General features: G+C 61.7%; 23 protein-coding genes and 1 pseudogene. 10 read left to right on the top strand and 14 right to left on the bottom strand.

Annotated features, from left to right (window positions below):
* The 6 genes from E8Q41_RS25760 to E8Q41_RS20930 form a co-directional block, all read left to right on the top strand.
* Positions 1-182 (top strand): hypothetical protein (locus E8Q41_RS25760; protein WP_205910405.1); only part of this gene is annotated, 182 nt, incomplete at its 5' end.
* 702 nt (positions 183-884) lie between these two features.
* Positions 885-1,226 carry a DUF6634 family protein gene (locus tag E8Q41_RS20950; protein WP_137157508.1) on the top strand — a complete coding sequence of 114 codons (342 nt, stop codon included), beginning with the start codon at positions 885-887 and terminating at the stop codon, positions 1,224-1,226.
* Positions 1,227-1,237: 11 nt separating this feature from the next.
* A complete protein-coding gene (locus tag E8Q41_RS20945; RefSeq protein ID WP_137157507.1) occupies positions 1,238-3,163 on the top strand; it encodes an AAA family ATPase in 1,926 nt (641 codons plus the stop codon).
* Between the two features lie 5 nt (positions 3,164-3,168).
* On the top strand, positions 3,169-3,939 hold the full coding sequence (locus E8Q41_RS20940; protein WP_137157506.1) for a metallophosphoesterase: 771 nt from the start codon (positions 3,169-3,171) through the stop codon (positions 3,937-3,939).
* A gap of 220 nt (positions 3,940-4,159) precedes the next feature.
* Positions 4,160-4,387 (top strand): hypothetical protein, encoded by a 228-nt coding sequence (locus tag E8Q41_RS20935; RefSeq protein ID WP_137157505.1) that lies wholly within the window; start codon positions 4,160-4,162, stop codon positions 4,385-4,387.
* 305 nt (positions 4,388-4,692) lie between these two features.
* Positions 4,693-5,313 (top strand): tyrosine-type recombinase/integrase, encoded by a 621-nt coding sequence (locus tag E8Q41_RS20930; RefSeq protein ID WP_137157504.1) that lies wholly within the window; start codon positions 4,693-4,695, stop codon positions 5,311-5,313.
* 77 nt (positions 5,314-5,390) lie between these two features.
* On the opposite strand, the gene arsK is transcribed toward E8Q41_RS20930, so the two are convergent.
* From arsK to E8Q41_RS26000, 7 genes are all read right to left on the bottom strand, one after another.
* Positions 5,391-6,596, bottom strand: a complete 1,206-nt coding sequence (arsK, locus tag E8Q41_RS20925) for an arsenite efflux MFS transporter ArsK (protein WP_137157503.1) — start codon at positions 6,594-6,596, stop codon at positions 5,391-5,393.
* Positions 6,596-7,993 carry an NAD(P)-binding domain-containing protein gene (locus tag E8Q41_RS20920; RefSeq protein WP_137157502.1) on the bottom strand — a complete coding sequence of 466 codons (1,398 nt, stop codon included), beginning with the start codon at positions 7,991-7,993 and terminating at the stop codon, positions 6,596-6,598. Before E8Q41_RS20920 ends, arsK begins: the two co-directional genes overlap by 1 nt.
* 59 nt (positions 7,994-8,052) lie before the next feature.
* The gene (locus tag E8Q41_RS20915) at positions 8,053-8,379 is read right to left on the bottom strand and encodes a metalloregulator ArsR/SmtB family transcription factor (protein WP_137157501.1); all 327 of its coding nucleotides are present in this window, start codon (positions 8,377-8,379) and stop codon (positions 8,053-8,055) included.
* A gap of 64 nt (positions 8,380-8,443) precedes the next feature.
* Positions 8,444-8,770 carry a YnfA family protein gene (locus E8Q41_RS20910; RefSeq protein WP_137157500.1) on the bottom strand — a complete coding sequence of 109 codons (327 nt, stop codon included), beginning with the start codon at positions 8,768-8,770 and terminating at the stop codon, positions 8,444-8,446.
* Positions 8,771-8,822: 52 nt separating this feature from the next.
* Positions 8,823-9,533 (bottom strand): cytochrome c biogenesis protein CcdA, encoded by a 711-nt coding sequence (locus E8Q41_RS20905; RefSeq protein WP_137157499.1) that lies wholly within the window; start codon positions 9,531-9,533, stop codon positions 8,823-8,825.
* A 3-nt stretch (positions 9,534-9,536) separates the two neighbouring features.
* Positions 9,537-9,908, bottom strand: coding sequence for a thioredoxin family protein (locus E8Q41_RS20900; RefSeq protein WP_246660270.1), 372 nt, complete (start codon positions 9,906-9,908; stop codon positions 9,537-9,539).
* Positions 9,905-10,528 (bottom strand): hypothetical protein, encoded by a 624-nt coding sequence (locus E8Q41_RS26000; protein WP_246660269.1) that lies wholly within the window; start codon positions 10,526-10,528, stop codon positions 9,905-9,907. Before E8Q41_RS26000 ends, E8Q41_RS20900 begins: the two co-directional genes overlap by 4 nt.
* Before the next feature lie 78 nt (positions 10,529-10,606).
* Here E8Q41_RS26000 and E8Q41_RS20890 point away from each other — a divergent pair, with 78 nt between their 5' ends.
* Together E8Q41_RS20890 and E8Q41_RS20885 are read left to right on the top strand one after the other, a co-directional pair.
* A complete protein-coding gene (locus E8Q41_RS20890; RefSeq protein ID WP_170976563.1) occupies positions 10,607-11,050 on the top strand; it encodes a helix-turn-helix domain-containing protein in 444 nt (147 codons plus the stop codon).
* 54 nt (positions 11,051-11,104) lie between these two features.
* Entirely contained in the window at positions 11,105-11,695 is a 591-nt protein-coding gene (locus E8Q41_RS20885; protein WP_137157498.1) for a cation transporter, read from the top strand.
* A 14-nt stretch (positions 11,696-11,709) separates the two neighbouring features.
* Here E8Q41_RS20885 and E8Q41_RS20880 read toward each other — a convergent pair whose 3' ends face one another.
* From E8Q41_RS20880 to E8Q41_RS20850, 7 genes and pseudogenes are all read right to left on the bottom strand, one after another.
* A complete protein-coding gene (locus E8Q41_RS20880; RefSeq protein WP_246660268.1) occupies positions 11,710-12,495 on the bottom strand; it encodes a sulfite exporter TauE/SafE family protein in 786 nt (261 codons plus the stop codon).
* Positions 12,496-12,552: 57 nt separating this feature from the next.
* Positions 12,553-13,263 (bottom strand): annotated as a pseudogene (gene arsH, locus E8Q41_RS20875) (arsenical resistance protein ArsH).
* A complete protein-coding gene (arsC, locus tag E8Q41_RS20870) occupies positions 13,256-13,687 on the bottom strand; it encodes an arsenate reductase (glutaredoxin) (protein WP_137157496.1) in 432 nt (143 codons plus the stop codon). The pseudogene arsH and the gene arsC overlap by 8 nt, the downstream one beginning before the upstream one ends.
* Positions 13,684-14,370, bottom strand: coding sequence for an MIP/aquaporin family protein (locus tag E8Q41_RS20865; protein ID WP_137157495.1), 687 nt, complete (start codon positions 14,368-14,370; stop codon positions 13,684-13,686). The genes arsC and E8Q41_RS20865 overlap by 4 nt, the downstream gene beginning before the upstream one ends.
* Before the next feature lies 1 nt (position 14,371).
* Complete coding sequence (locus tag E8Q41_RS20860) at positions 14,372-14,881, bottom strand: arsenate reductase ArsC (protein WP_137157494.1); 510 nt, start codon at positions 14,879-14,881, stop codon at positions 14,372-14,374.
* Between the two features lie 19 nt (positions 14,882-14,900).
* Positions 14,901-15,260: a metalloregulator ArsR/SmtB family transcription factor gene (locus tag E8Q41_RS20855; RefSeq protein WP_137157493.1), complete on the bottom strand. Its 360-nt coding sequence runs from the start codon at positions 15,258-15,260 to the stop codon at positions 14,901-14,903.
* Between the two features lie 59 nt (positions 15,261-15,319).
* Positions 15,320-15,844 (bottom strand): GNAT family N-acetyltransferase, encoded by a 525-nt coding sequence (locus E8Q41_RS20850; RefSeq protein ID WP_137157492.1) that lies wholly within the window; start codon positions 15,842-15,844, stop codon positions 15,320-15,322.
* A 221-nt stretch (positions 15,845-16,065) separates the two neighbouring features.
* On the opposite strand from E8Q41_RS20850, the gene E8Q41_RS20845 reads away from it, so the two are divergent.
* Together E8Q41_RS20845 and E8Q41_RS20840 are read left to right on the top strand one after the other, a co-directional pair.
* Positions 16,066-17,409, top strand: a complete 1,344-nt coding sequence (locus E8Q41_RS20845; protein ID WP_137157491.1) for an Nramp family divalent metal transporter — start codon at positions 16,066-16,068, stop codon at positions 17,407-17,409.
* Between the two features lie 204 nt (positions 17,410-17,613).
* Positions 17,614-18,132, top strand: a complete 519-nt coding sequence (locus E8Q41_RS20840) for a transglutaminase-like cysteine peptidase (protein WP_137157490.1) — start codon at positions 17,614-17,616, stop codon at positions 18,130-18,132.
* Positions 18,133-18,210: the final 78 nt, after the last annotated feature.

Genomic DNA, 18,210 nt, shown 5'->3' with positions numbered 1-18,210 from the left:
GGGAGAGGGAGAGGGAGAGGGAGAGGGAGAGGGAGAGGGAGAGGGAGAAACTCGGCGTTCCCCACAACACACGCATAAAAACACCGCGAAAGCAGCCTTGGCGCAAACACCAAGGAAGACATTTTCTATCCCTTCACGGTCATCGGCTTCCCAGCCTGTACCGTGATTATTCAATAGATTAATTTTACTCGCGAGGCAACAAGTTTTGGAACGTGCCACGGTAAACTATGCATCGCGTAAAGAGAACCCGGAGCATATTGAGGACTGCCCAAATAGAACTATGCATCAATTTCAGACTTTCTGCCCCTGTGTATAGCGGGTCGCTCCGCAGGTTGGTCAGCTGGCGTCGCCCACCGTATACCAGCACCCTCAGTCGAGGTTTGGGGAAGAAAGCGAATTCCAGCGCTTTGGATCGCACCAACGATTTTGTCGCGAGTGCCCTCCACGTGAAAGGCCCCGCCTTTCTCGATACGTTGAACGGTGACAATTCCGCAGCCTGCTCTGTCAGCTAGCTCACGTTGACTCCACCCTAGCAGCTCCCTCGCCGCGCGCAGAAGGTTTCCTGGGACTTTTTCGCTCATGGAATGAGGAATGACTTGAAGTCTTCCCATGTCAACGACACTTCGCGGAGCATTGATTTCAAATCCAATAGGATGCATTCTCCATCCCATGGGATTTTAAATAAATCATTTGGGCTAGACGAAAACTCCGACGACCGCTACACAAGGGCATCAGACGGAGCGAATCATTAGTCGTGAAGCGCGATATGGGGCGACCGACTGGAAAGCTCGACAAAGATGCAGTGCGACTGGAGGAGACGCCCTCCGATCTGTGCGCCATTGATGCCGGGAAGCGGATTGCTCCTCAGGAGTTTGGAGAGGTGTATGAACGTATCAGCTGCAGAGTTTGAATATGGGCCTCGACGCCTGCAACGGGAAGACCTGGCCATAAGGCTCGAAGCATTGGCAGCCGACTTGCGCGGGGTGGGTACCAAGGGATTCACTCTATCTACTTCATTCGTCGACATCACAGATTGGAGTCTTGCGGTTCGTCCAACGGCCTGCCTGGAGGGTTTCGTCTGGGACCATCCGACCGTTGGGACAGAGCGTGTAAAGACGTCTGAGCTCTACTATTTCGACAAGAAGGCGGGCATCGCGCGGACGCTGTCACGCTGGTACCGGCTCGGTCAGCCGTATCAACCTTTCAATCTGGATTTCGATTTTTGAGACGTGGACCGATGCGCAACCTTCCCTATGACATCGGAAGTCTTCCAGAAGCGATGGCCCACTGCGCGCTTCGGCGGGCGCTGAGGTCTGTGATCGACCGCGATGTGGCATTCGTCGCCTGCATCGTCGTGGACGACCCTGAAAGATTATCCACTTATGAACTCGCGGCGGAGAGGTTGTTTCTCAGGCGGGACCTGAGGGGCATCAGAATGGCCCAGGACAAGACTTCGGTCTGTGCGTTTTCCGACAGCACCGCGTTATTAACGCGGATGCACGGCGACGCCACGATCTATAACCGGAATGTCTTCTTGTTCGCGTCTGAAGACCTCATCCCGACGCATTTCCGACTTGCCTGCGAGTTCCTGATCAAGCTCGCGCCTCCGGACGCAGGGCTGGTGACCTCCGCGATCAAACTGATCCGAGGTGAGGTCATCGGCAAGGAGATTGCCGACATTATTGCGCGGGCGGACTGGAAAGACCTTCGGATCCTGTTTCGTGACGGCAAGTCGATCCGGCAATCGGCCGATAGGCTTGCTCAGGCGAAGAAGATGAGGATGTCCAACGCTGACATCGATGAGGCTGCACGCCGCCAATCTCAGGCGAAAGCATTGCGTGACCTCGAGGGCTATGGGGACGCGACTGCATGGGGCAAGCAGATGGTGGCCGACCTCACCAAGTTTAGAGCGGGCGCTTTGCCTTGGTCCGAGATCGAGCGGGGCATCCTGCTCTACGGTCCTCCGGGTACTGGCAAGACCCGGTTCGCCCGTCTGTTGGCAGAAGCCTGTGACGTACCTCTTGTCTCCGGGTCATATGCGCGGTGGCAGTCGCACGGTCACCAAGGCGACGCTCTCAAGGCCATGCGAGAAACCTTCAAGACGGCGTCCGCATACGAGGCATCCATTCTGCTGATCGACGAGTTGGACAATTTCCGCAATCGTGACCTCGAGTCCGACACAGGTGATTATCTCAGAGGCGTGACCAACGGTTTGTTGGAATGCCTGGACGGGGTCGAGAGGCGTGTGGGGACGGTGGTGGTCGCCACCACCAACCGGATCGACGTCATCGATGAGGCTGTGATCCGGCCCGGGCGTATCGATACGCACATCCGGATCGATCCTCCGGGTGCCGACGATCGCTGCCTCATCCTTGAGAGGTATCTCGATTGGACCATACCGACCGACTTTCGAGAGGAAATCGCCATGGCAACCGAGGGAGATACGGGCGCATCGCTCGAGAGGCTCGCTCGGGTCATTCGTCGCTGGGCACGTGACAGCGGAACAAAGGTAGGAATGGAAGCCATCCGCGCCTGCCTGCCCAAGATCTCGTTTATTCCAGAAGGTAGGGTTCGAGCCTCGGCTCTGCACGAGGCGGGACACGCCGTCGTCGGGCTCACGCTAGGGCGCGAACTGATGGAGCTGCGCCTGGCCCACCGCTATCTTGAAGATCGCGGGGAGTATCAGCTCGGCGTCTGCCGTTTCACTGAGATCCCCTTTCATGGTCGGGGCCCGAGCTTTCTGCTCGACGAAATCAAAATCACGCTTGGCGGCATGGCGTCCGAGACCGAGTTCTTTGGTGCTCACAGCGACGGATGCGGCGGACACCAGAATTCTGATCTGGTGCGCGCAACGAACTATGCGACCTCATACGAGGCAGTCTATGGCATGGGCCAGAGCCTTGTCTCCGAACCCTTCAAGGGCAACGGCCAGCTTGCCCGGCTCCGTCAGTTCAATCCCGCCATCTGGTCGCGCGTTGATGCGCTTCTGAAACAGGCGTTCGAGGAGACAAGGACGATCATCCGCGAGAACAAAGACTTCGTGTCCGCCTTGGCCGACAGTCTTGCCGAGGCTAGGAACCTGTCGGCTGAAGACGTGGCCCGCCTCCAACTCGATCACGCCTTTCGGTTTCGAGAGGACAAGCCGCAGTCGCGGGCGGGCTGATCGTCATGAAGCTATGGGTCTTCTCGGACCTCCATCTGGCGTTCAGCTCGATGGAGACACCACTCGCAATCCCCGACGCCGATATCTGCGTCGTCGCAGGCGACATCCATGTCCGCGGTCCCGAACGCAGCATCGCGTGGTTGGGCGAGCATGTCTGCCCACATATGCCCGTGGTCTTCGTTGCCGGCAATCATGAGTTCTACCATTCCAGCATCGTGGAGGGCATCGCCAATGGGATGGTGGCCGCAGCCCGGTTCCCGAACCTCCATTTCCTCGAAAATGGCTTCGTCGAGATCTTCGGGGTCTGGTTCTTCGGCGCGACGCTCTGGACAGATTTCGACATCATGGGGTCACGGGCGCTCGCCATGGACCATGCTGAGCAGGTCATGAACGATTATCGGCAGATCGCCTATTCCAAGAACCCGTATATGCGGCTTCGGTCCTACCACACCAGCCGACGCCATTGGGAGACCAGACGATGGCTGACGGCTTTCCTCGACAGCAGAAGACCCGAAAAGACGGTCGTTGTCACACATCATGCGCCGAGTTGGCAGGCGATCGCCCCTGAATACAAGATCGACATCACCTCGGCCGGCTTCGCTTCCAACATGGAAACGCTGATACACGAGTTTCGGCCCTCGTCTTGGGTCCATGGCCATGTGCACACGCGGCTGGACTATGAGATCGGCAGCACACGGTTGATTTGCAATCCGCGCGGCTACCCCGGAGAGCGATCTTATGGGAAATTCGATCCTACCGCAGTTATCGAGATCTAGGGCGCGTTAGCCCTGAGAGTTCAGCGTTGCCTCTGGACACGCAGTCGCAACGGCGTCGCTGGCGCGCCACACGACCTCGCCGATAATCCTTGACAATTTTCCTATAACTCGCAAAACCTAGGTAAATAATCCGGCGGTGGATTCGTCCCTTCAAGGATCAAAATGCAAAACTCCGGCGGCCCAGATTTCCGCTTCTATGGCCACGGGGTCAAGACCTTCCGTGTCCATGACGGCAGAAGCCTTCGAGAATTTGAAGAACCTTTCGGAATGGGAGGTGCTCGGCGGCCGCTGCGCGGTTTGCGGCCCTGTCTCCTGGCTCGACAAGAAAGCGATCGAGCGCCAGATCGGCAATCAGTACCTGCTCAATCTGCGCGGCAAGCTTCGCTGCAGCTGTGGCAACAGGATCGGAAACGAGGTCCTTATCGAGCGGATTGACCGAAACGCGTGAAGCCGCAATTATCGGCGGCGGAAGCAGACTTTTGCCATGTGTAACCTCTACCGCTTCGAACCACGAGACTGGTCCGCGCGCTTCGCTCAAGAAGTCGGAGCCTTCGAGAACCTGGTCAACATGCGAGAGAGCTACGAGGTTTATCCCGACCGCGAGGGACTGATCCTTCGCAATACCCCGTTAGGAGGTCGCTTGGCAGCCATCTTTCCTGGAAAGTCTCCTTCGGGCCACGAACCGTCAAGTCGTGATATTCTGTCGACGCTCGCGGGGAGCGATGTGGTGGGAGGCGTGGCGGAGGAACCGTCATGGAGTCCGATGTACCGCGTACCCGCCATCCATGGAACAAGGGTATTCTCGTGGGCCAGAAGCGGCCGCTTCAGCCCAAGAACGTGTGGTCAATTCGCGTCCGCCTCGAAATGAGCGGCGCAACGCGCGAACTGGCCCTGTTCAATCTCGCAATCGACAGCAAACTTCGCGCGTGTGACCTCGTCAGACTGAGAGTGGAGGACCTTTGGTCCGGAAGCGCGATCAGGGACCGGGCTACGATCATCCAGAAGAAGACAAAGCGCCCCGTTCAGTTCGAAGTCACAGAACAAACGAAAGTCGCCCTCGCCGCATGGCTGCCGTCGGTGAAGAGGACAGGAGGGAGCTATCTGTTCCCAGGAAGGCGTCGCCAGTCGGCCCATCTCTCGACCCGACAATACGCGCGCATTGTGCAACGATGGGTCCGAAGCATTGGGCTCGAAGCGAGTGCCTACGGAACTCACTCTATGCGACGGACGAAGGCTGCCTTGATCTACAAGAAGACTGGAAACTTGCGGGCCGTCCAAATCCTCCTCGGCCACACCAAACTAGAAAGCACCGTCCGTTACCTCGGTATCGAGATCGACGACGCATTACGAATTGCTGAGCAAATCGAGCTCTGAGTTCGGCGGCCATCGGCGAAAAGCCGGTGGTCGTCAACGCGCCAATAGCAGTCATCCACACTGACGATGATACACGCCTATCCAGCGACCTGACGGAAGGCGTGCGTCTGAAGCAAGGCAATGAGAGCGAACGCCGCAGCCCCGGCAAGCCCGGCCGCCGTTACGACCCACAACGATATCGGCACGCCGATCCCGGCCATCGACATCGACATCGCGAACGGAGCCAACCCCGATGTCACCTGCTTTGCCGATGTCGACCACCCGAGCCGTGATCCGTATCCCAGTCGGCCGAACAGTTCCAACGGCAGCGTTCCGCCGACGATGCTCGTTAGCCCGGAGCCGAGACCCATGAGGATGGCGAACACGACCGCCCCCGCGAATGACGGTGTCGTCGCCAGCAAGACCACGATGCCGATGGGCATCAGAACCGCCGCGATGACTGCGAGCCAAACCTGCGACAGGCCGCTTCCGAAGACGAGATTGATCAGGCGGCTCGCGACCTGCGCCGGGCCGAACAGGGATGCCACCAGAAGCCCGGTAGCGCCGAGACCAAGGGCCTGCGTCAATGGCACGATATGCACCAGCATCGCCGAGAGCGCGTAGCCCTCGATCGCGAAACCGAGCAGCATGAACAGGAAGACGAGGCTGCCGTTGCGATGGGCGACCGCCGCCTCCACAGGGAGGTCCGTGAGGCGCGCCACCGTGACCGCGCCGGAGGTCAGCCTGGCGAGCGCCCAGTGAATTGGAAGGCACGCGACGACATGGAGGGCGGCATACAGCAGAAGCACTTCCCGCCACGACATCATGGCATGGAGCCATGTCGTCAGCGGCCAGAACAAGGACGAGGCGAATCCGGCGATGAGCGTCAGGTGGACGATAGAGGTCTGAGCCTTGCGGCCACCCGCCTGGACAATCGCAGTGAAGGCGGTCGAATAGAGCACGCCTGCCGACACGATCTGCATCAGGGCGAGCGCGACGGCGAATGTCCAGGCTCCCGGCGCGAGCGCCGTCAGGACCAACGTGGCGGCTGACCCGATCGATCCCACGGCCATCACGCGGCCTGCGCCCCATCGGTCGGCCAGCTTGCCGGATGTCGGAGCCGCGAAGGCCCCGACCAGCAGCGCCACCGAGAACGCCCCGAAGACCCAAGGTTCCGACACCGCGAGATCACGCGCGATGTCGGGGACGAGGATGCTGATGCAATAATAGAGGGTGCCGTATCCGACGATCTGGGTCGCCCCCAGTCCGGCAAGCGCCCACATGGGCAGTTTCGCTTCAGGCATCACACGCTCTCAGCCACTTTCTCGGGCGCAGCCTTCGAGCCGCACCCGCATCCCGACTTGCCTTCGTCCTTGGCGACAGCGTCGGCGACACAGCAGGCGTCGACATCGGCCGGGGCCGGACCTCCACAGCAACCAGCCTCCGTTGTATTCGACGTGGTCGTCACCGAGCAGACGCCCGTCTCCGGCAGGACCAATTCGACGCGCCGCGCAGCCACATGGTCCCCGGCAATCTCGGCGACGACCGAGCGCACCTGCTCGTATCCGGTCTTCATCAGGAAGGTCGGCGCACGGCCGTAGGACTTCATGCCGACGATGTAGAAGTCCTTCTCGGGATGCGACAGCTCCTCGACGCCGTGCGGCGGGACGGTGCCACAGGAATGCAGGTTGGGATCGATAAGCGGTGCCAGCGCCGGGGGCGCTTCGACGACAGGGTCGACCTCGACGCGGAGTTCACGGAGAAAGCCGAAGTCCGGCCGAAACCCGGTCGTCACCACGATCTGGTCGATCGACAGCTGGATACGCTCCCCGCCCGCCTGCGCCAGCACGGTCGGGCCGCCGTCGGTCATGATGGAGTCGGCGGAGAACGAGGTCAGCATGTTGAGGCGGCCGTCCTCCATCGCCTGTTTGGCGGCGAGGCCGAGCGCGCCACGTTCCGGCAACTTGTCGTTCAGGCCGCCGCCCAGCAGGCAGTCGACGCCGTCGTGGCGGAGCGCCCAGAAGATTTCGGTCGCGGGATCGGCGTCCTGCAGTTCCATGAGCGCGATCGCGACGTTGATTGCGGAATGGCCGCTGCCGACGACCAGCGTCCGCTTGCCCGCGAACTCGCTCCGGCGCGCGCCGACGACGTCGGGGATGCCGTAGGACAGGTAGCTGAAAGACCCTTCGCCCGGAATTATCAGCCCGTCGACGCCGAGCGGGTTCGGCTGGCCCCAGGTGCCAGAGGCGTCGATGACGGCGAGGACGTTCTTCTCGATGCCGTCCTGCTCGTAGCGAACGACGAACGGGGCCGCGTCGCGGTTCTTTGAGCCGACCTTGCTCAGGCCCTTGCGGGTGATCGCCGTCACCGTCGCGCCGAGCTTCAGGCCCTGGGCTATCCGCGGAACCTTGGAGAGCGGCGCGAGATAACCATCGACGATTTCTTTTCCGTTGGGGTGATAGTCGGGATCGGGCTTCGACCAGCCCGCATCTTCGAGGAGAACGCGCGCTGCGTCGTCGATGTTGTACTTCCAAGGAGAGAAGACCCGGACATGGCCCCATTCGAGCACAGCCGCTCCGGCGGACGCCCCCTTCTCGAAGACGAGCGGCTCGATGCCGCGCTCGATCAGGCGTGCGGCGGCTGCGAGGCCGACGGGTCCGGCTCCGATGACCGCCACGGGAAGCTCTGCATTCTGTGTCATTCCACTCTCCTTTTATATTTCCAGAAGGATCGAATTATAGGATCAAAAAAAGGGGTGGATCATGCCGCCGCCTCGTCTTCGTTGTTCGCCGCAGCACATCCCTCGTCGGCGCAGCACTCGTCCATGAGAAAGCCGATCAGCGACTGCATGCTCGAATAGTCGGCCCGGCAGATCAGGGTCGTCGCCTGCCTCTCCTGCGAGGCGAGGCCCGTGTCCAGGAGCCGCTTGAGATGGTGCGACAGAGTCGAGGCAGGAATGCCGACACGCTCCTGAAGCTGACCGACGGGAATGCCCCGGCGACCCGCCCGGACGAGCGTGCGGTAAATCTTCAGGCGGGACTCGTTGCCGAGCGCTTCGAGTTGGGATGCTGCTTTTTCGATGATCATGGAAATAAGCTACGCGGCCTCGCAATATGCGTCAACTGGTATTTCGACAATCTTCGAAATAAGCTCAAGTGGCCCGCGGACCTACTAGGATGACGGCGGTCCCGACAAGGCAAATGGCGGCACCGGAGACATCCCACCTGTCTGGTCGACTCCCCTCAACGATCCAGAGCCAAAGGACCGACGCGACGATATAGACGCCGCCATAAGCCGCGTAGGTCCGGCCTGCCGCGTCGCTGTCGACGAGCGTCAGCAAGTAGGCGAAGAGAGCGAGCGAGGCCATGCCCGCGATCAGCCAGATCGGTGACTTGTCGAGGCGGAGCCAAGCCCAGAAGGAGAAGCATCCGGCGATTTCGGCGAGCGCAGCGCCCGCATAGGCGAGAAAGGTGAGCATCGATGTCCTTTGTTCTTGTTCGGTGGGCCGGAGGCCACCGCCTCCGGCTGTTTCAGAGGCTGGTGGAGATGGCGGACAGCCAGTCGGGCACCATGCCTTCGAGATAGGTCTGAAGGTGTCGATCCCATCCCGTCAGGGTCATGACGCCCGCGAAAACCAGGAGGATGCCGAGAGCTGACTTCAGGCCGCGCGCGGCACCGACGAGCCTGCCACGCCAACGAAGTAGCGCCTCCCTCGAAACGGCGGCAAGCGCGAGCAAGGGAGCGGCGGTGCCGATCCCGAATGCGGCCATGGTCGCGCCCGAGGTCCAGAGGCTCTCGCCCCGGATCGCCATGACCGAAGCCGCGCCAAGCGTCGGGCCGACACACGGTGTCCAGACCGCTCCGAGCAGCAGGCCGACCGCGAACTGACCGCCGACACCCGCCCCGGAGAAACCGCCGAGCCTTCGTTGGGCGAGATCGCCAATCGGACCCGCCGCCGCGGCCAGCGCCGGTTGGAACCGCGGCAGCGCGAGCACCGCGCCGGCGACGACCAAGAGAACCGCCGACGCGATCCTGAAGGTGTCCATGTCGAGGCCGAGAGCGAAGCCGAGCGTCGACACGAACATGCCGATGCCTGTGAAGGACAGCGCCAACCCGGCCGCGAGCGCCAGCGGCGCGAACCTGTGCTCCGCCGCCGCCCCGGCGAGGACGACGGGCATGAGCGGTAGGACGCAGGGCGAGAGGACAGAGAGGACCCCAGCGAGAAAAGCCAGCGCCAGCATCCGTCACAGCGCCTTCCGGAACAGCGCCTCGATCTCTGCCGGATCGGTCTGGCCCATCTGTCGGTCGATCTCCTTGCCGTCCTTGAATACGATCATCGTGCTCTGCGTCGTCACCCGGAGCTTGGCGAGGACATCCTTCTGGCTGTCGAAGTCGACGTCGACCTTCCTGAGCGTTTTGAAGTCCGGCTTGTCGAGAAGCTCGGCGACGATGGGCTTCTGCGCCTGGCAGGTCTCGCACCAGGGGGCGGTGACGTGGACGAGGACGGGGCCGCCCGCCTGGATTGCGGTGTCGGTCTCGTCGGCGAGCGCGAGGCCCGGCAGCATGACCGAGAGCGCCATGGTGGCGGCGAGGAAACTACGGCGGTTCATCATCATGCGGGTTCCTTCTGATCGATAGCGTGCGCGAGGTCTGGCGAGAAGTGGTCGAAGAGCATGTCGGCCGCCTCAGCGGCGCTCTCGGGTGCAGTGATGACGAGATGGACGCCGTCGGCCCTGATCGTCCTGTCGAAGTCGAGAAAGGCACAGCAGGCTCTCTCCTTTGCTACGAGTTCGGCGACCTCATCGGCTGCATCGGCGGCGTAGACGAGCGACAGCGTGAGGCGGCCACGCGAGGACTTGAGGAGCGAACGCCGGGCGAGATCGCGGATCGACGCCGTTCGCGCCTTGAAGTCACCCGCGTCGAGCGTGCAGGCGATCGGCGACGACTCCTTCGTGGAATCGCACGAAGGGCCGCAGCCACATCCGGACGACAGCGGCGTGCCAATGGCGCTCGTCGCGGGGACCTCTTTCGATGTCGACGGCTTGCGGATCATCAGGTACATGCCGATCGGCACGGCGAGCAGAAGCGCGGGAACACCCCATGCGGCGACCGCGCCGCCGACTGCGGCAAAGCCTACCCCCGCTATGGCGGAGGGCACGATGCTGACCGCGCAACACGCGGCGCAGGCGGCGAGAGCCGCGCCTCCGGTGGCCGCGATCTTGGTGGACGTCTGCATGATGTTCGACCTTCTCCTGTTGGACTGGCCAAACCGTAATCCTTCAAGTAACTTGAAGGGCAAGGAGAAAAATCGGCCATGAATCTTCACATCCGCGTGTTCACCATCGGGGCGCTCGCCAAGGCCACGGGCCTGACCACGCCCACCATCCGATACTACGAGGAGATCGGTCTTCTGCCGCCAGCGCGGCGGACCGAGAGCGGTCAGCGGCACTATTCCGAGGCAGATGTCGAGCGGCTGACCTTCATCAAGCAGTGCCGGGATTTCGGGTTTTCGATCGAGCGCGTCAGGCTGCTGGTTGAGTTGTCGGTCAGTCGGGATCGCGATTGCGTGGAAACCCGCGACATCGCCCAACTCCATCTCGACGAAGTCCGAGCCAAGCTCGCCGAATTGCGCTCGCTGGAGACCAAGCTCCAGGGCTTCGTCAAGCGTTGCGACGAAGCCTGCGCCGGCGGCCCAGGTGTCGACTGCGTGATCTTTGAGGACATGTCGAAGCCGCAGGCAAAGGGGTGCTGCAGCTAGAATGTCTGTGTTACGATCTCTCCCCGTATGGGTCGATCTTTGGAGCGATGGCAAATGACGACCGTTGACACGGACCTGCGGCGTGTCGTCCTGTTTGTTGCGATCGCCAACCTTGCCTACTTCGGGATCGAATTCACGGTCGCGCTCGCCATAGGCTCGGCTTCATTGCTGGCCGACAGCGCTGACTTTCTCGAAGACGCCTCGGTCAATCTGCTCATTTTCTTCGCCGTGGCCTGGTCGGCGCGAAACCGAGCCCGTGTCGGCATGGTCTTGGCGCTGATCCTGCTGGCACCTGCCTTGGCGTTTCTCTGGACCGCTTGGCAGAAGTTCATGAACCCGCTGCCGCCAGAGCCGTTCGCGCTTTCCATGGCAGGTCTTGGCGCACTGGCGGTCAATCTGGGATGCGCCTACGCCCTGGCCTCTTACCGCCACCACAGCGGCTCTCTCACGCGGGCCGCGTTCCTGTCGGCGCGCAACGATGCGTTCGCGAACGTCGCGATCATCGCCGCGGGCTTGGTGACGGCGTTCCTGTGGAATTCGGTGTGGCCCGATCTCGTGGTGGGCTTCGGCATTGCCTACATGAACCTCGATGCTGCCAAGGAGGTTTGGGAGGCGGCGCGGGAAGAGCACCAAGCGGTCTCGTAGCAGTGTTCCGGTGACTATTTGTGCCGCCAGACCTTCACGGCCGATATCACGAGGATTGCGGCCAACAACGGGAGCAGGATGGCTTCCGGCACCAGGCCCAGAAGTCGGCCGCCGATGAAAGTCCCGAGGATGGAACCGGCCGCCATGACGAGCAGGAAAGTGCGGTTCCGGCCGAGGACGGCGAAGCTGCTGTCGCGGCTGTAGCGGGTGAAGCCGACGACCATGGTCGGCAGGCTCACCGCGAGCGATAGGCTACCCGCAAGCTTGATGTCGATGCCGAAGAGCAGGATAAGCGTGGTGATCAACAACTCGCCTCCGGCGACACCGAGGAGCGAGGCCACGACGCCGATCACGAAGCCCGCGGCTATTCCGGCGATGATCTGCGCGAGGCCGGAGAACGCCGGACGGCCATCGCCGCCGGGTTGATGGCCGAGGACCAGAACCACGGCGATCATTAGAAGTAGAACGGCGATGACGCGATAGAGCGTCTCCGATTTCAACCGGGTTGCCCATCCCGCGCCGACCCACGCTCCGAGAAGGCTCCCCGCGAGGAGATTGACGATGACGGACCAATGGGAAAACACGTCCGAGAACGGGATCGTGGACGCCCGGAACGGCAACGCAGTCGCCACGACGACGAGGCTCATCGCCTTGTTAAGGATGACCGCTTCTAGCGCCTGGAAACCGAAGACGCCGATCAGGAGCGGCAAGCGAAACTCGGCCCCACCGAGACCTATCAGGCCTCCCAAAGCGCCGATCACCGCGCCGCCCCCGAAAGCCCCCGCCTTGCTCTGCGTCATGTCCATCTCCCCGTGCCTTGGCGACCTATCATGTCGCCAGCTAAGCGCCAACGGGCATCAGGTCGCCGTCTTCAAATTCACCCGCGCCTCCAGTTCTGCGGAATTCTCCTTCCGCTCGCTGTAACGGTCGGTGAGGTAGGCCGCGCAGTCCCTCGTCAGCAGTGTGAACTTGACGAGTTCCTCGCAGACGTCGACGACCCGGTCGTAGTAGGACGACGGCTTCATCCGACCGTCGGCGTCGAATTCCTGGAAAGCCTTGGCGACGCTGCTCTGGTTCGGGATCGTGATCATCCGCATCCAGCGGCCGAGCAAACGCATCGTGTTGATGGCGTTGAACGACTGCGAGCCGCCTGAGACCTGCATGACGGCGAGCGTCTTGCCTTGCGTTGGCCGGACCGCGCCGATGGAGAGCGGAATCCAGTCGATCTGCGCCTTCATGATCCCCGTGATGGCTCCGTGGCGCTCCGGGCTGACCCAGACCTGGCCTTCGGACCATTCGGAGAGCTGCCTAAGCTCCTGCACCTTTGGATGGCTCGCGGGCGCGTCGTCAGGAAGCGGCATGCCCGACGGATCGAAGAACCGGACCTCCGCCCCGAAATGCTCGAGGAGCCGCCCGGCCTCCTGCGCCAAGAGACGGCTTTAGGACACCTGCCTGAGCGATCCATAGAGGATCAGGAGGCGGGGCCGATGGGTGGAGAATGCGGGACGCAACGCTTCGACGTCGGGAAGGCGCAGATGGCGGCTGTCAGCCGCTGGCAGATCAGACAATGCGCTTGCCTCCCTTGTCCAGAACCTGCTCGCCGTCTTCCTTCGTGAAAGGACCGTGGAAGATGTCGGTGGGCAGGATGTCGAGAACGACCTCGGACGGACGGGAAAGCCGGGTGCCGAGCGGCGTGACGACGAACGGTCGGTTGATCAGGATCGGGTCCTTGAGCATGGCGTCGAGCAACTGGTCGTCGGTCAGCGAGGGATTGTCGAGACCGAGTTCGGCATAGGGCGTGCCTTTCTCGCGGATCGCTTGCCGGATGGTGAGCCCCGCGTCGGCAATCATGGTGACCAGCTTGGTACGTGACAGCGGGTTGACGAGATATTCGATCACGGTGGGCTCAATGCCGCCATGACGGATCAGGTCCAGCGTGTTGCGCGATGTCCCGCATTCGGGATTGTGGTAGATGGTGACATCCATTGTCATACGACCTCTTTTGGTGAAAAGGTGGGGCGGTTCCCGGCGAACAGCCATGAGGCAAGCGCGGCGGCCAGCAGCGCGCCGACAGTCTCGGCGATGACGAAACCGGGAAGGTCCAGCGGGCGGATGCCGCTGAACGTATTGGTGAGGCTTCTCGCGATCGCCACTGCCGGATTGGCGAAGCTCGTCGACGAGGTGGCCCAGTACGCTGCGGTGATGTAGAGCCCGACCAGCCAAGCCACTGAGTCCGGCCTGAACCTCACGCCGCCGAGGATCGTGAACAACAGGCCGAAGGCCGCCACGGCCTCGGCCGTCCACTGCGGCATTCCGGTCCGGACCGTTTCCGACACCTGGAAGATCGGCAAGTCGAACATCGCGTGTGCGATCCATGTTCCCGCGATGCCACCGACGATCTGCACGAGGGCATAGGCGGCCGCTTCCGACAATGTGATGTCCCGCTTGATCGCGGCCACCAGACTGACGACCGGATTGAAGTGCGCCGAGATCGGCCCGAGGATTGTGATCAGGACGACCAGGATAGCCCCGGTCGCCAAAGTGTTGCCGAGAAGGGAAATGGCGACGTCGTCGGAGAGCTTGTCGGCCATGATGCCGGAGCCGACCACCGTCGCGACTAGAATCGCGGTACCGAGCGCCTCGGCCGCCAGCCGGCGGCGGATGTCGAACGTCACCTCAGTTCGCCTTCGTCGTGTCGCGGCCGATCTGGTCGAGCCGCTTCTGCAGGGCGAGCTTGTCGATCGAGGTCATCGGCAGGCTCGTGAAGATGCCGATCCGGTTGTTGAGCATCCGGTAGGCGTCGTCGAACGCCAGATGCCGCTCCGCCTCCGTGCCCTCCGCAGACGCCGGATCGGGAATGCCCCAATGTGCCGTCATCGGCTGCCCCGGCCACACCGGACAGGACTCGGCTGCCGCGCTGTCGCAGACCGTGAAGACGAAGTCCATCTGTGGCGCACCGGGCGCGGCGAACTCGTCCCAGTTCTTCGACCGTGCGAAGTCGGTGTTGTAGTTGAGGGTCTTGAGGAGCTGGATGGTGTATGGATGGACCTCGCCCTTCGGATGCGACCCTGCGGAATAGGCCTTGAACTTGCCCTGGCCGATCCGGTTGAGGATGGCTTCGGCGAGGATAGAACGTGCGGAATTGCCCGTGCACAGGAAGAGCACGTTGAAAATCTTGTCGGTCATCGTCGTTTCTCTGGTTGGCTCAGCTGGAGTGGGCCGCCTCCTTTGGAGGACAGCAGGGGGTCAGTTCCTTGATCAACGGAGCGCAAAGTTCGGCGTTGCCGCCGCAGCAGTCCCGGATCAGGTAGAGGGTGACTTCGCGGAATCGTTCTAGGTCGGAACGGTAGATGATCGAGCGGCTCTGGCGGTCGCCGCGGACAAGCCCGGCATTGGCGAGGATCGAAAGGTGCGCCGACATCGTGTTCTGCGGCACGCCGATCAGGCGCGCCAGCTCTCCAGCCGGAACGCCGTCGGGTTCCCGCGCGACCAGAAGCCTGAACGTCTGGAGCCGAGTGGCTTGGGCCAGGGCGGCAAGCGCCGCGATCGTCTGAATCTCATCCATATATCCAGACTAATGGATATATGGATTTTGTCAACGAACTTTGTCGGACTTCGGATGTCCTAATCTAGGAAGCGCATCATGTAGACGGAGGCCCGAAATTGCCCCCAAGGGTCGACGAAGTGCCGCGGAACTACACCAATCTCCTGCCACCCGAGCCGTCGATAGAGGCGTTCGCCAGCGCCATCCTGGACGGTGTCGAGGAGTAGCACAGAACGCCCGCGCCGTCGGGCTTCCGTCTCAAGAGCGAGCATGAGCACCTCGCCGATGCCGCGGTTTCTGTAGTCTCGATGGACGAGCAACTTGTAGACTTCGCCTCGATGGGGGGCGTTGGCCTCCGGTGACAAGTAGAGCTGGACGGTCCCTGCGATCTGGCCGTCGACGGCCGCGCATATGAGAAGACGCTCTCCGGCTGCCACCGATGCTACGACGCTCACCCAATAGGCCTCGACAATTGCTCGGTCGATCGGCAAGACGTGTCCAATCAAAGCGCCGCCTTCTACGCAGTCTATCAATATGTCTGCGAAGCGAGAGAGGTACGACCTCGCCTCGGTTTCGTGGAGAATGTCGATGCTCATCGTGGTCATTCGTGGCTGCTCCCGTACGTCGAGCAAATTGGGCGCACGGATGCGCCACCAATTGAAGTCCGAAGTGCCTGAGGGACAACAGGTTCGGGCTTGCAGCCGAGATCAAAGTCCCTTGGCCATCCCCTGAGGACACCTTCTCTTTTGACCCGGCGGCCAGCTTGCCAAAGCCAATGATCTGCGTATATTGAGAATAATTCTCAATAGCAATAATGAGCAAACCCATGGATGCGAACGTTAACTGGAGGTCGGGGGGCTGGCGAACCGAGCGTGGCGAGCCGCCGCTCGCCGACGTCTACAAGTCCATCAGGGTCGCCCCGAACGCTTCGCACTTCCGGCGAATGGCGGCTTTCATCGGTCCGGGCTACATGGTCGCGGTCGGCTACATGGACCCCGGAAACTGGGCGACATCCATCGCGGGCGGCTCCAAATTCGGCTTCACGCTTTTGAGCGTCGCCCTGATCTCGAACATCATCGCGATCGTGCTTCAGTCGCTTTCGGCCAGGCTTGCCATCGCCTCCGGCCGCGACCTCGCACAGGCCTGCCGAGATGCCTTTCCGAAACCCGTCGCCTATGTGCTCTGGCTATTGGCCGAACTCGCCATTATCGCCACGGACATAGCCGAGGTGATCGGCACGGCCATCGGCCTCAACCTGCTCTTCGGCATTCCGCTCGAAATCGGCGTCATTATCACGGCGCTCGACGTCTTCCTTATCCTCTATCTCCAGAAACTCGGCTTCCGTTGGATCGAAGCCTTCATCATGGGGATGCTCGGCGTCATCGCGGTTTGTTTCTTCGTCCAGATCGCTCTCGCTGATCCCGTTTGGGGGGATGTCATCCGCGGCTTCGCGCCGACGACGGAAATCCTCAAGAACCCCGAGATGCTCTATCTTGCCCTCGGCATCCTCGGTGCGACCGTCATGCCGCACAATCTCTATCTTCACTCGGGGATCGTTCTGACCCGCGAGATCGGCGAAAGCGTGCGAGAAAAACGTCAGGCGCTGACCTATGCGACCATCGACTCAACGGTGGCCCTGATGTTCGCCCTGCTGGTGAACGCATCGATCCTGATCCTCGCCGCCGCGACCTTCCACACCACGGGGCGGTCTGAAGTCGCCGAACTGGGCGAAGCCCATTCCCTCCTGGCTCCTATCCTCGGGTTCGCGATTGCTCCCGCATTGTTCGGAATCTCGCTGCTCGCTTGCGGCATCAATTCGACCGTGACGGCGACTTTGGCTGGCCAGATTGTTATGGAGGGCTTCATCCAATTCCGGATGCCCCCATGGATGCGTCGCCTGATCACACGCGCCATTGCGATCGTCCCGGCTGCCATCGTCACGATCTGGTATGGCGAAGGCGGCACGGCGAAACTCCTGATCCTCTCTCAGGTCGTGCTGTCGCTGCAGTTGTCGTTCGCGGTCTTTCCGCTGGTCATGTTCACAGCCAGCAAGGCGAAGATGGGAGAACTCGTCGCGCCCCGATGGCTCTCCGTTGGGGCCTTTGCCATCGCGGTCTTTATCGCCGGATTGAACATCAAGTTGCTCTACGACGTCGCTGTAGGCAGTTGACGCACCAACGTTAACCACGATCCCAACCGAGCCATTTGGCGGATTGCTCGCAACCGCGCTGCCGGGGTATTAACGCTTCGTTAATCATGCCGGGGACGGAACATGAGAGCGAAGTGGGTTGTAGTCGTTGCCACCGTAGTTTCTGCAATCGCGGTGGGCGCGGTCGCCGCTCCTGAATTCGCCGTTCCCGACCGCGAGCCATTCATGCGCATCGGCAGGATCACGTCGCAACCCATCGGCCACTACGAATTCTGTAAACGCTACGTGGATGAATGCTCGGTCAAGTCGATCCGGCGCTCCAAGGCGCAGGTCACCGAGGCAGGATGGGCTGCGATCAGGCAGGTGAACACCGAGGTGAACGCGCGGATTGCGCCGATGACCGACGACGAGATTTTCGGGCGCACCGAGGTCTGGGCCTACCCGGTCAATGTCGGGGACTGCGAAGACTATGTCCTGGAGAAGCGCAAGCTGCTTCTCGCACGCGGCTTCTCCGAGGCCGATCTCCTGATCACGGTCGTGCGGAAATATGACGGCACGGGCCATGCGGTGTTGACCTTGAGCACCACCGACGGTGACTTCGTCCTCGATAATCTCGACACCGAGGTCAAGAGCTGGTCCGAGACGCCCTACCACTATCTCAAACGCCAATCCGCGAGCGACACTGGCCGTTGGGTCGAGATCGAGAACTGCCCCGACGACATCCCGGTCAGCTCGATCGAGTGATGTTGCCCGCCCCAAACCGTCCAAATTTACGAAACGTTTAGCTTAATATGTTCTTTCCAAGATCGCCTAAGGTGATCC

Source organism: Rhizobium sp. FKL33 (assembly GCF_005222915.1).
GTDB lineage: Bacteria > Pseudomonadota > Alphaproteobacteria > Rhizobiales > Rhizobiaceae > Rhizobium_E.
Note: the sequence above shows the minus strand (reverse complement) of the source record. Positions and strands in the feature narration are given on the sequence as shown.

What these genes read in the sequence shown, in the direction of transcription:
- arsK (WP_137157503.1), bottom strand. Translation starts at nt 6,596, where the DNA reads ATGCCTGAAGCGAAACTGCCCATGTGGGCGCTTGCCGGACTGGGGGCG.
- E8Q41_RS20945 (WP_137157507.1), top strand. Translation starts at nt 1,238, where the DNA reads ATGCGCAACCTTCCCTATGACATCGGAAGTCTTCCAGAAGCGATGGCC.
- E8Q41_RS20880 (WP_246660268.1), bottom strand. Translation starts at nt 12,495, where the DNA reads ATGACGCAGAGCAAGGCGGGGGCTTTCGGGGGCGGCGCGGTGATCGGC.
- E8Q41_RS20850 (WP_137157492.1), bottom strand. Translation starts at nt 15,844, where the DNA reads ATGACCACGATGAGCATCGACATTCTCCACGAAACCGAGGCGAGGTCG.
- E8Q41_RS20855 (WP_137157493.1), bottom strand. Translation starts at nt 15,260, where the DNA reads ATGGATGAGATTCAGACGATCGCGGCGCTTGCCGCCCTGGCCCAAGCC.
- E8Q41_RS20890 (WP_170976563.1), top strand. Translation starts at nt 10,607, where the DNA reads ATGAATCTTCACATCCGCGTGTTCACCATCGGGGCGCTCGCCAAGGCC.
- E8Q41_RS20900 (WP_246660270.1), bottom strand. Translation starts at nt 9,908, where the DNA reads ATGATGATGAACCGCCGTAGTTTCCTCGCCGCCACCATGGCGCTCTCG.
- E8Q41_RS20860 (WP_137157494.1), bottom strand. Translation starts at nt 14,881, where the DNA reads ATGACCGACAAGATTTTCAACGTGCTCTTCCTGTGCACGGGCAATTCC.
- E8Q41_RS20915 (WP_137157501.1), bottom strand. Translation starts at nt 8,379, where the DNA reads ATGATCATCGAAAAAGCAGCATCCCAACTCGAAGCGCTCGGCAACGAG.
- arsC (WP_137157496.1), bottom strand. Translation starts at nt 13,687, where the DNA reads ATGACAATGGATGTCACCATCTACCACAATCCCGAATGCGGGACATCG.
- E8Q41_RS20845 (WP_137157491.1), top strand. Translation starts at nt 16,066, where the DNA reads ATGGATGCGAACGTTAACTGGAGGTCGGGGGGCTGGCGAACCGAGCGT.
- E8Q41_RS20920 (WP_137157502.1), bottom strand. Translation starts at nt 7,993, where the DNA reads ATGACACAGAATGCAGAGCTTCCCGTGGCGGTCATCGGAGCCGGACCC.
- E8Q41_RS20930 (WP_137157504.1), top strand. Translation starts at nt 4,693, where the DNA reads ATGGAGTCCGATGTACCGCGTACCCGCCATCCATGGAACAAGGGTATT.
- E8Q41_RS20940 (WP_137157506.1), top strand. Translation starts at nt 3,169, where the DNA reads ATGAAGCTATGGGTCTTCTCGGACCTCCATCTGGCGTTCAGCTCGATG.
- E8Q41_RS26000 (WP_246660269.1), bottom strand. Translation starts at nt 10,528, where the DNA reads ATGCAGACGTCCACCAAGATCGCGGCCACCGGAGGCGCGGCTCTCGCC.
- E8Q41_RS20905 (WP_137157499.1), bottom strand. Translation starts at nt 9,533, where the DNA reads ATGCTGGCGCTGGCTTTTCTCGCTGGGGTCCTCTCTGTCCTCTCGCCC.
- E8Q41_RS20910 (WP_137157500.1), bottom strand. Translation starts at nt 8,770, where the DNA reads ATGCTCACCTTTCTCGCCTATGCGGGCGCTGCGCTCGCCGAAATCGCC.
- E8Q41_RS20840 (WP_137157490.1), top strand. Translation starts at nt 17,614, where the DNA reads ATGCGCATCGGCAGGATCACGTCGCAACCCATCGGCCACTACGAATTC.
- E8Q41_RS20950 (WP_137157508.1), top strand. Translation starts at nt 885, where the DNA reads ATGAACGTATCAGCTGCAGAGTTTGAATATGGGCCTCGACGCCTGCAA.
- E8Q41_RS20885 (WP_137157498.1), top strand. Translation starts at nt 11,105, where the DNA reads ATGACGACCGTTGACACGGACCTGCGGCGTGTCGTCCTGTTTGTTGCG.